General features: G+C 64.6%; 11 protein-coding genes and 1 pseudogene. 4 read left to right on the plus strand and 8 right to left on the minus strand.

The features are described from left to right. Nucleotides 1-350: 350 nt before the first annotated feature. The 3 genes and pseudogenes from ACO076_RS18285 to ACO076_RS18295 form a co-directional block, all read right to left on the minus strand. Nucleotides 351-1,553 (minus strand): annotated as a pseudogene (locus ACO076_RS18285) (phage portal protein); the annotation flags it as partial. A 102-nt stretch (nucleotides 1,554-1,655) separates the two neighbouring features. Next, the gene (locus ACO076_RS18290; protein ID WP_421724247.1) at nucleotides 1,656-1,934 is read right to left on the minus strand and encodes a hypothetical protein; all 279 of its coding nucleotides are present in this window, start codon (nucleotides 1,932-1,934) and stop codon (nucleotides 1,656-1,658) included. A 158-nt stretch (nucleotides 1,935-2,092) separates the two neighbouring features. Continuing rightward, entirely contained in the window at nucleotides 2,093-2,614 is a 522-nt protein-coding gene (locus ACO076_RS18295; RefSeq protein ID WP_421724248.1) for a MarR family winged helix-turn-helix transcriptional regulator, read from the minus strand. A 91-nt stretch (nucleotides 2,615-2,705) separates the two neighbouring features. Here ACO076_RS18295 and ACO076_RS18300 point away from each other — a divergent pair, with 91 nt between their 5' ends. Beyond that, a complete protein-coding gene (locus tag ACO076_RS18300; RefSeq protein ID WP_421724249.1) occupies nucleotides 2,706-3,614 on the plus strand; it encodes an EamA family transporter in 909 nt (302 codons plus the stop codon). A gap of 66 nt (nucleotides 3,615-3,680) precedes the next feature. On the opposite strand, the gene ACO076_RS18305 is transcribed toward ACO076_RS18300, so the two are convergent. After that, entirely contained in the window at nucleotides 3,681-4,364 is a 684-nt protein-coding gene (locus ACO076_RS18305) for a phosphatase PAP2 family protein (protein ID WP_421724250.1), read from the minus strand. A 123-nt stretch (nucleotides 4,365-4,487) separates the two neighbouring features. On the opposite strand from ACO076_RS18305, the gene ACO076_RS18310 reads away from it, so the two are divergent. The 3 genes from ACO076_RS18310 (at nucleotide 4,488) to ACO076_RS18320 (ending at nucleotide 6,046) form a co-directional block, all read left to right on the plus strand. Beyond that, complete coding sequence (locus ACO076_RS18310) at nucleotides 4,488-4,928, plus strand: hypothetical protein (protein WP_421724251.1); 441 nt, start codon at nucleotides 4,488-4,490, stop codon at nucleotides 4,926-4,928. 121 nt (nucleotides 4,929-5,049) lie between these two features. Then, nucleotides 5,050-5,523, plus strand: coding sequence for a hypothetical protein (locus ACO076_RS18315; RefSeq protein WP_421724252.1), 474 nt, complete (start codon nucleotides 5,050-5,052; stop codon nucleotides 5,521-5,523). 88 nt (nucleotides 5,524-5,611) lie between these two features. After that, nucleotides 5,612-6,046, plus strand: coding sequence for a hypothetical protein (locus ACO076_RS18320; protein WP_421724253.1), 435 nt, complete (start codon nucleotides 5,612-5,614; stop codon nucleotides 6,044-6,046). Between the two features lie 29 nt (nucleotides 6,047-6,075). Here ACO076_RS18320 and ACO076_RS18325 read toward each other — a convergent pair whose 3' ends face one another. The 4 genes from ACO076_RS18325 to ACO076_RS18340 all read right to left on the minus strand — a co-directional run bounded on the left by ACO076_RS18325 (nucleotide 6,076) and on the right by ACO076_RS18340 (nucleotide 9,345). Continuing rightward, complete coding sequence (locus tag ACO076_RS18325) at nucleotides 6,076-7,059, minus strand: aldo/keto reductase (protein WP_421724254.1); 984 nt, start codon at nucleotides 7,057-7,059, stop codon at nucleotides 6,076-6,078. Between the two features lie 87 nt (nucleotides 7,060-7,146). Continuing rightward, nucleotides 7,147-8,073 carry a YHYH protein gene (locus tag ACO076_RS18330; protein WP_421724255.1) on the minus strand — a complete coding sequence of 309 codons (927 nt, stop codon included), beginning with the start codon at nucleotides 8,071-8,073 and terminating at the stop codon, nucleotides 7,147-7,149. Between the two features lie 187 nt (nucleotides 8,074-8,260). Further along, nucleotides 8,261-8,704: a DUF4440 domain-containing protein gene (locus ACO076_RS18335; protein ID WP_421724256.1), complete on the minus strand. Its 444-nt coding sequence runs from the start codon at nucleotides 8,702-8,704 to the stop codon at nucleotides 8,261-8,263. A 197-nt stretch (nucleotides 8,705-8,901) separates the two neighbouring features. Continuing rightward, a complete protein-coding gene (locus ACO076_RS18340) occupies nucleotides 8,902-9,345 on the minus strand; it encodes a nuclear transport factor 2 family protein (protein WP_421724257.1) in 444 nt (147 codons plus the stop codon). Nucleotides 9,346-9,438 lie beyond the last annotated feature (93 nt).

Genomic DNA, 9,438 nt, shown 5'->3' on the forward strand with positions numbered 1-9,438 from the left:
CGACCAAGAAGCTTCAGGCAGGTTCGCGCCGAAGCATCGCCGCGCCTAGCCAAATCCATCACTTCTTGAATCGTGGAATCAAGGAATTGCCCCGGCAATTCACGCTGAATCCTCGCCTTACAGTTTGCGGCGATGAAGTCTCGTACCGACATGCCGCGATCCGACGAAGAAAATCCACCAGCGATTTCGATCAGCGACCGACTACTCGTGGCATCAACTTCCCCCGGCGGAACCTTCAACTTCAGACCGCTTTCCCCAGCGGGGGTGGACTGGAGACCTGGCGGGATCGGCCTGCATGAGCCCGAACGCAATCCGTGCGCCAATACACTCGCTTTCCTACCACCACCCCCCTCCCCGCCGGTGACCGGCCCGTAGCCGACCGCGGCGCGTTTCTCGTTGGTCGTCAGGAAATCGGCGGAACCGACCCGTGCCCATAGCGCCTCGCGCTCGGCGTTGAGCGCATCGACCTGATCGGCGTCGAACCACAGCCGCAGATCGCCCGCCCGCCGATCGAACGCCGGCGCCAGCCAGCCGGTCAGCGACTCGGCCAGGCGGCCGCAGAGCGGCAGCACCGTGCTCCGCCAGAAGGCAAGATTGGCCTCCTTGTAGTTGGCGTAGGTATTATCGCCGGGGATGCCGAGCAGCATCGGCGGCACGCCGAAGGCGAGTGCGATCTCTCGTGCCGCGCCGTTCTTGGCCTCCAAGAAATCCATGTCGCGCGGGGTCAGTGCCATCGCCTTCCAGTCGAGCCCGCCTTCCAGCAACAACGGCCGACCGGCGTTGCCGGCGCCGGAGAAATTCGCTTCGAGTTCCTCCTTCAGCCGCTCGAACTGGTCACGGCTGAGGTTGCCCCCGTCCCGCGTCTGATAGACCAGCGCCCCGGACGGCCGCGCCGCATTGTCGAGCAGCGCCTTGTTCCAGGTCCCGGCGGCATTGTGGATATCGAGGGCGGTCGCCGCCGCTTCGATCGGCGCGAACCCGTAGTGGTCGTTCAGCGGGTGAAACAGCGATAGGTGCAGGATGGGTGGTGGCTCGCCAGCACCATCGAAACGAACGGTGCGACCGCCCACGCTGTACTCATAGGCGCTTGGCCAGCCGTCCGGTCCAGGCACCACCTTCATCCGGTCGGGCCGCAGCGCGTGAAGCTCATGCGGAACCGCCGCCCCGCTCAGGTCATCAGCCGCCGACGACACCGCCTCCATATAGGCATTGCCGGAGACCAGCAGATGGCCGAACAGCGTCTCGCGGAGATCGCGGCCGGACTGGCGCGGATTGGGTCGGGCGAGCAGGCGAAGCAGCGGGTGATCGTCCAGCTCCGCCGCGCCGTCATAGAGCAGCCACGGCACCGACGCGGCCGCTTCGGAAATCATCCGCACGCAGCGATAGACGATGGCGTTCTTGGCGTAGCCTTCGCGGGCTAGTGCCGCGTAGTCCCGCGGCGTCCAGGCCGGCTGGCCGTGGGTCTGGAAGGCGATCAGCGCCGCCGTAGCGGACGCCTTCGTCTCCGGATCGGGAAGTGGTTTCGGGCGCCCCCAGGGAAACGGTAGTCGCATGGGCATCTCTTCAGGTCCTCGAAAAGAAAAGGCCCGCGCGAAATGCGCGGGCCCGGTTGCTGTTTGCGCCGGCCTCGAGAGGAGAAGCCGGGTGGCGGTTGCCTACCGCTCGTAGGTGTAGATCACACCTACATTCGGGGCGTAGTAGCCGCCGCTGCCGCCGTCGACGTAATAGGCATATTTGGAACCGCCCGAGACGCCGTTGAAGTCAGGGCAGCGCCACACCGTACCCGGCCCGGGCGGCGATCCGCCGCCCACCCAGGGGGTGCCAGCCGGGGCCGCGCAATGATGATGCGCCGCTGTCGCGCTACCGACTGACAGGGTCATGCCGCCGACTGCCACGAGTCCGGCTGCCGCCAGCGTTTTCCATGAGATCTGCATTGTCATCTCCTCGTTTCCAAAGGAGGTGCCGTTCCGTCTCGCTTCGTCTCTCGGCACGTCGTCGCCCCAGACCCCGAACGGCCTCAACCGCTCGACGTCTGCAACCTTACGGCGCAATTATGTCAACAACTTATAGGTGCCGTTCGAAATCCGAGCGCTCAGCGCGACACCGGATCGGGGTCAGACAGCCCGGCAATCAGCTTCTTGAGCAGCCCGTCGAGTTGCGTTTGCTCGGCCTCGGACAACGCCGCGAGTACCGCGCGTTCGTTGTCGATGTGGACGACCACCGCCTTGTCGATCAACGCCCGTCCCTTCTTCGTCAGCGCGACCAGCGTGCCGCGGCGATCGGCCAGATTGGCGCGCCGTTCGACCAGCCCCGCCCGCTCGAGTTTGTCGATCCGGTTGGTCATGCCGCCGGACGAGATCATCGTTGCCGCGTAGAGTGCCGTCGGCGCCAGCGCGAAGGGCGCGCCGGATCGGCGTAATGTAGCGAGCACGTCAAACTCGCCGGGCTGCAGCCCGAACGAGGCAAACACTGGCGCCAGCCGGTCACGCATGATCACCGATGACGCCTCGTTCAGCCGGCCCAGCAGCGCCATCGGATAGGGGTCGAGGTCGGGACGCGCTTTGCGCCACTGTCGGTAGGCCAGTTCGGCACGATCGGGTTGCGCTGATTTCATATTTATCTTGACATTAAGATACTTGATGCCAAGATAATAGCAATCCAACCGATCGATGCAAGTGCCCGCCGTCGCAGGAGGAGATAGACCCGTGCCACCGTCGCGTGCTCGGCCGGCCCAGGAGACAACGGGGGCGCAGGCGCTCCCGTTCGTCCTGCTGATGATCACCGGCACCCTGATCGGCGTGTTCGCGGTTCTCGCCAAGGCGGCGGCCAATACTGGCTGGGACCCGGTCGCCTATCTGTTCTGGGGGCTGGCCGGTTCGGGAATCGCCCTCACCGCCGCCGCCGTCGTCACACGACAACAATTGCCGCACAACCGGCACGCCCTTCTTTACTATCTCGGCTCCGGCCTGCTTTCCGGCGCCCTTCCCAATGCGCTGAGCTTCGCCGCAGTCCCTCATGTCGGCGCAAGCTTCGTCGCGTTGGGTTTCGCCTTCCCGCCGCTCCTTTCCTATGCCATGGCCCTCGTCCTGCGCATGGAGCGATACCGGACGCTTCGCACCATCGGCCTGCTGCTCGGCCTCGTCGGCGTCGTCATCATCGTGATCGAGAAGCTTGAGATCGAAGGCGACAGTGTCTTCTGGATCGCGATCGCGCTTACCGCGCCGGTGATCGTCGCCGGCGGCAACATCTTCCGCAGCCTGTTTTGGCCGCCCGGCGCCACCCCGTCGTCGCTGGTGCCGGGCATGCTGCTCGCGGCCACGCTACTGCTCGCACCCTATCTTGTCGTCAACGACATACCGATCGCCCCGCCGCTGACCGCGGAGACGGTCGGCCTGGCACTGGTTCTGGTCGCGGTCTTTGCCGGAACGTTCCGCCTGATTTTCTTGCTGCAATCGATCGCGGGCCCAGTCTATCTCGCCCAGATCGGATCGGTCGGCGCCGCCGCGGGCGCCGCCCTGGCCGTCGCGATCTACAACGAACCGGCCGGCATCGAACTCATCGCCGCCACCGCCATCATCTTGACCGGCGCTTTCCTGGTGAACCGGACCCGGTGATCGCGCACCGCAGCCACGATATCCACATCCTACGCGGGCATCGTGACGCTGTCAATGACTATATTCCTATTCTCCCGAAGCACTGGCCGCCACCACTGCGTCCCGGAAGGCCGGCTGCGCGACAATGACATCGGCGTAGGCATGGCCGAGGGTCTGGCCGGCGGTGATGTCGATCGGATAGTGGACCCCGGCCACGACCCGGCCGTAGCCGACGCGTTCGGCGAGATCCATCAACGCGTCGCGATGGTCGGGAAAAACCTCGGCGAGGAGCCGCGCGTAGACGATCGCCCGGATGGCATGGCCGCTCGGATAGGACGCGACTGGCCGCGCGTCACCGACCGGGTCGACGGCATCGTCGACCTGAAACGGCCGCGGCAGGTCGTAGACGTCCTTTACCGCGTCGTAGTCGTCGCGAACCTGATCGATGGCGAGGTCGATGGTCGTCTTCAATGCCGCCGCATCGACCTGGAACAAGGCCGCGCCAAGGATCGGCGCGAACCGTTCCACATCCAGCGTCTGCTCGACGAACGCCACCTGATCCGGCGTTCGCGTTCGCTGCAGCCACAGCACCACGGTCATCTGCTCGGCGAACGCCGCGGACCCGATCGCGGGCGGCGGGCCGATCAACGCTTCGGCGTCGACACTGCCGGCGGGCAGGAACACCGGCGCATCGTCCGATGTCGCCGGAGCCGCTACAACCGTGGCGGCCACCAGAATCAAGGCAGCCAGACCCTTTCGCACCGCGTCCATGACGTATCCTCCTGCTCGTCGACGTTGCCCGCGTCCGATTGCGGCCCGTAAACCGCGCGCTTGGCAGATCGCGTGCATTTGCGTTAACTCCCGAGGCGCGACTATGCCGTGAAGGGTCCGTTTGTGAAACGACATTTGATTCCGCTTCTTGCCGCCCTTTCGATGTCGATGACGGCTGCGTCGGCGAATGAAGAAGCCGTCTTCGATGCCCTCAAGCTCGAGGTGAACGTTTGGGAGAGCCTCGCCGACGCGCTCTACTACATCACGGTTTCCACCCCAGAAGATCGCCCGGCCGCCCTGGCCCGGTATCAGGACGACGCGACTGACTTCGCCACCTATCTTGGCGCGCTGCGCAGGGAACTCGAGAACGACAACGATCGCGCGACACTCGAAACAATCATCGAGGAGTGGACGGCGGTGAAGGCGTTGACCGACGCGCTGATTGCCGATGTGGACGCCGAGGCGACCGATTCCGAGTTCGAGTCGAAGGTTCGAACCGTCTGGCACCGCACCATCGCGCTGGAAGACCGGATCGAGGACCTGGCGATCGCCGTCCGCGACTGACCGAAGGTTGAGCGGTCAACCGGCTTGTGTCGGCCCCGCGCGATGCCCTAAACGACGCGGCAGATCATGCCGTCCCCTCAACCCACCGGAGATACGATTGATGATTCTTGGGCGACCCCTCGTGACAGCCGCCGCCATCCTGGTCCCGACCATCGGATGGGCTTGCGAGCCGTTCGAAGCGAGCTCCCCGGTTTCGCCCCGCGAAGTGCATTTTGTCGACCGCGGCACCGATGCGGGGGTTCATGCGGGCGATATGCGCGTCGGCGAACGCGCCGTCACCAACCTCGACGGCGATCGGATCGGTTCATACCTCTTCGTCCAGACCATTCACGCAGTCGACGAGGAGGGCCACGCCGCCGACCGCACCATGCAGCGCGTCTTCGTTCTCGACGACGGAGTGATCTTCACCACTTGGCATTTTGCCGAGAAGCCGCGCGCCGCCGCCGATGACACGACCGCGTCATTGATCCCCGCTGGCGTTCATGCCGCCGACATCATCGGTGGGACCCGCGCTTACACTGGGGCCAGCGGAACGATGGAACTGGAACAGGACGACCTGGTGATGACCTTCCGGTTCGACATCGCCTGCGACTGACCCTTTTCACGTCAAACCGTCATCATATGGTGCTTCGCCGATGATATCGGGGCTGGGCTACGACCGCCTTGATCGAGGAGATTCACCCATGCGCCTGATGACCATCGCCCTCGCCGCCACTGTCTTCACTGCGCTTCCCGCCGCGGCCAACGACACGTTGTACGAAACGCTGAAGCTGGAGGTGAACGCTTGGGAGACCGTCGGCAACGCGCTGTATTACGTCGCGGTGTCGGACCCGGGTCAGCGCGAGACCGCGCTTGAGAACTACCAGGACGATGCCGGCGATGTCGCGCGATACATCGATGGTCTCGCGACGCGTCTGGAGGCCAGCCAAAGGGAGCAGCTGCTCGACCCGGTCGCCAGCGATTGGCTGGCGCTGAAGGAACTGGCCGACGCGCTAATCGCCGATGTCGATGCCGGCTCCAGCGGCGCGATCGTCGATGAAGACATCCGCGCCATGTGGAAGCAGCGGGATGTCCTGGAGGGCAGCATCGACACGCTGATCGAGGCCATTCGCAACTGACGTGATCGCCTTGCCGGCGCCGATCGTCCTTACCAGCGCGGGTCGACGTGCGGTCCGATCCGCTCTTCGTAGATCGCACGAACCGCGGCAATCGTCTCATCGCTGAGCGCCGGCAGGTCGCTCGCCGCGGCGTTGCCTAACGCCTGATCGGCGTTCTTCGCCCCGGGAATGACCACGGCGACCGCTGGATCCATCAGGATCCAGCGAAGCGCGAAAGCGGCCATCGACGCGTCCGCTGGAACCAGCGGCCGCAGCGCTTCGACGGCCGCCAGTCCCTCGTCGAAAGGCACGCCAGCAAACGTCTCGCCCTTGTCGAAGGCTTCGCCTTCCCGGTTGAAAGTGCGGTGGTCGTCGGCGGCGAAAGTGGAGTCGGCGCTCATCTTGCCGGTGAGCAGCCCGCTCGCCAGCGGCACGCGGGCGACGATCGCCACCCCTTTCTTCTCCGCCTCGCGGAAGAAGAGCCGCGCCGGCCGCTGGCGGAAGATGTTGTAGATGATCTGGACGCTGGCGACGTTCGGATATTCGATCGCCTTCAGCCCTTCCTCGACCTTCTCGACACTGACGCCGTAGCGCTTGAGCTTACCGGTGGCGACGATGTCGTCCAGCACACCGAACACCTCCGGCATGTAGTAGACCGCCGGGTGGGGACAGTGGAGCTGCAGCAGGTCGAGCGAGTCGGTCCGCAGGTTGGCGAGGCTCTGGTCGATGCAGCCTTCGAGATAGGCGCGGGTGTAGCTCTCCGGCGTGTTCGGGCCGCCACGGCCGGCCTTGGTGGCGACGAAGGGGCGTTCGCCGCCCCGTTCAGACAACACCTTGCCGATGATCTGCTCGGACCGCCCGGCACCGTAGACGTCGGCGGTGTCGATGAAGGTGACGCCAGCGTCGAGCGCGGCGTTGAGGGCGGCTTCAGCATCCTGCTGGCTCACCTCGCCCCAGGTGCCGCCGATGGCCCAGGCCCCGAAGCCGATCTCTGAAACAGGCACGCCAAGACGCGCCGCGGTCCGCGTTTCCATCGCAAAAACTCCCGCCAATCTGGATGAATGCGCTTGGCCTAACCCGAGCGGCGGGCGCGCGCAAGCCGGCGGCTTGTCGCGGTACCGTCAGTCCTGGAATCGCGGCCGAAGGAACGCGTCGCCTGGCGTGCCGCGGAAGCACCGCGGGATCACCGGCCATTCCGCCGTCAGGAAGTAGGCATAGGTCCCGTCGGGGAACTCTGGCGTGACCGTGACCCGGCCGTTGCACGCATCCAGATCGCCGGCGTCAGCGACATACTCGTAGTCGGCGATGAACGTCCCGTCATAAATCCCGCCCGGGTCCTCACCGCCCTCTGGCCGACCGTTGGTCTTCAACTGATAACTCGACTTGAGTGTCTTGATGCCGGCGGACGGATTGTCGGGCTCGACATAACCGAACACCGCGTAGATCGGAAAGCCGTCGCCGGCCCAGCCGACCAGCGGCGAGTGCGCCGTGTCACTGGTTCCGAGTGCGGCCAGCAGCGACATCGGCAGGCCGTGATAGTGATACTTCCCGGTCCGCTGGACATGGGCGAAGTTCTCGTCGAGGCCGAGCGCGATCGCCCCCGATAGCGCCTCATAGCGCCACCCGGCTTCCGGATCGCCGACATACCATTCCGCCGCTCCCGGCTCGAACGGAATGCCGTCGACCGCGACGCCAAATTCACCGAGGCCAAGCGACGTGCGTCGGTCGGTGAGCGCCGGGTTGGCCGGCATGCGGTATTCGTTGGGCTGAACCGCGATCGCGTTAGGATTGCCCTCATTCGGAAAGCTCCCGACCAAGGTCGCGGGGATGCCGTTTGCCCGGATGACCCGTTCGTCGCCTTCGATCGTGATCGATACTTCGTTTTGCCCGGGCGGCTGGTTGACCGCCGGCGAAAGCGGCGGCAGTCCCTCCGACTGGATGATCGTGTGTTGCCGCGGCGCCCGCCCCTGAGCATCGGCCCAATCGATGCCGAGCGACATTGCGAATGCCGCCGTTACCGTCACAAGCGAAATCGTCTTCAGCCGCATCGTTTCGCCCTCCAAGTACCGTCGACCACAGTTGACGACGCGAGAATGGTGCACCTTTCAGACGCGCGCCGCAAGTATTTCGGCCTAGATCGACGTTTGACGCTAAGTCAATGGCTCTCGACCCAAGTTAATGGCTAAGAATAGGTTACCGGCAAGCTCACGCTGATCGACGGCTGAACCGCGCGGTTCAGTCCTCGGTGATCGCCGTCTCCTGGTACAGCAGTTCGAGCCACTTGCCGTCCTGCCGCACCCAGACCGCCGACGCGAACACAAGCGGCGCGATCGGCTCACCCTCGAAGGTGCCGACATAGGCCTTGATCTGGGTCGCCAGCGCTGTGTGGGTATCGATCAGCGTGATCTCGGCCGGCTCCTCTGCGACGATGTCGTAGTCGAGATCATCGAGCGTCGAGAGCTGCTTGTCGACCAGAAACGGGCGACCGTAGTAGGGCGTGACGGCAACGTGATCGTCGGTGATCAGCGCCAGGATTCCTTCGGCGTCCTGACCGGCGAACGCCACGTCGAGGGCGAGCGCCGCCGCGCGGATCTCGGCGATCGCGGCGTCCTCGGCCTGCGCGGCTGCGGTCCACAAAGCAACAAATCCGACGAATATGGCTGCTGCGACACGCGCCATCACAATCTCCTCTGAGGTCCGGTTAGGTTGCGACAATGCCTTGGCCAGCAACGACCGGCAAGCTCGAAGGATGGGGTGACGCCCGGTCGGCGTGTTTTTCCAGGTGTTACGACACCGTGCTTCTCCAGCGCGGTCTCATCCCACCCGCCGGGGCCAACAAGGAGACCACCCGCATGAGACCGGTGATAGTCCTGGCGTCAGTCGGGCCTGATCGCCGTTTCCTGGTAGAGCAATTGCAGCCAGTTACCGTCCTGTTTCACCCAGACCGCCGATGCAAAGACATGCGGGGTGATCGGTTCGCCTTCAAACGTCCCAGTGTAGCTCTTGATCTGGGTCGATAGCGCTGTGCCGGAGTCGATTATCGTGATCTCCGCCGGCTCCTCCGAGACAATGGAATAGTCGAGCGCATCCAGGGTCAACAGCTCTTCGTCAACCATAAACCGCCTGCCGTAATAGGGCGTCACGGCCATATGGTTCTCGGTGACGAGTGCCTTGATTCTCTCTGCATCCTGATTGGTAAACGCTTCGTCGAGCGCAAATGCGGCCGCGCGGATCTCGGCGATCACCGCATCCTCGGCCTGCGCCGCGGCGACCCAAAGAGCCACAAAACCAGCGAATATGGTTGCCACGACACGCGCCATCACGATCTCCTCTGAGCAAGGTCCGGTCGGGTGCGACCATGCCTCGGCCAGCAAGGGCCGGCAAGCTTGAACAATAGCGGCTCGCTAAATCAG

The sequence above is a fragment of the Bauldia sp. genome (genome assembly GCF_965232525.1).
In the GTDB taxonomy this organism is placed as follows: domain Bacteria; phylum Pseudomonadota; class Alphaproteobacteria; order Rhizobiales; family Kaistiaceae; genus Bauldia.

Excerpts from the sequence above, each read along its gene's own strand:
- ACO076_RS18290 (WP_421724247.1), bottom strand. The coding sequence starts at position 1,934 with ATGCAGATCTCATGGAAAACGCTGGCGGCAGCCGGACTCGTGGCAGTC.
- ACO076_RS18295 (WP_421724248.1), bottom strand. The coding sequence starts at position 2,614 with ATGAAATCAGCGCAACCCGATCGTGCCGAACTGGCCTACCGACAGTGG.
- ACO076_RS18305 (WP_421724250.1), bottom strand. The coding sequence starts at position 4,364 with ATGGACGCGGTGCGAAAGGGTCTGGCTGCCTTGATTCTGGTGGCCGCC.
- ACO076_RS18320 (WP_421724253.1), top strand. The coding sequence starts at position 5,612 with ATGCGCCTGATGACCATCGCCCTCGCCGCCACTGTCTTCACTGCGCTT.
- ACO076_RS18325 (WP_421724254.1), bottom strand. The coding sequence starts at position 7,059 with ATGGAAACGCGGACCGCGGCGCGTCTTGGCGTGCCTGTTTCAGAGATC.
- ACO076_RS18330 (WP_421724255.1), bottom strand. The coding sequence starts at position 8,073 with ATGCGGCTGAAGACGATTTCGCTTGTGACGGTAACGGCGGCATTCGCA.
- ACO076_RS18335 (WP_421724256.1), bottom strand. The coding sequence starts at position 8,704 with ATGGCGCGTGTCGCAGCAGCCATATTCGTCGGATTTGTTGCTTTGTGG.
- ACO076_RS18340 (WP_421724257.1), bottom strand. The coding sequence starts at position 9,345 with ATGGCGCGTGTCGTGGCAACCATATTCGCTGGTTTTGTGGCTCTTTGG.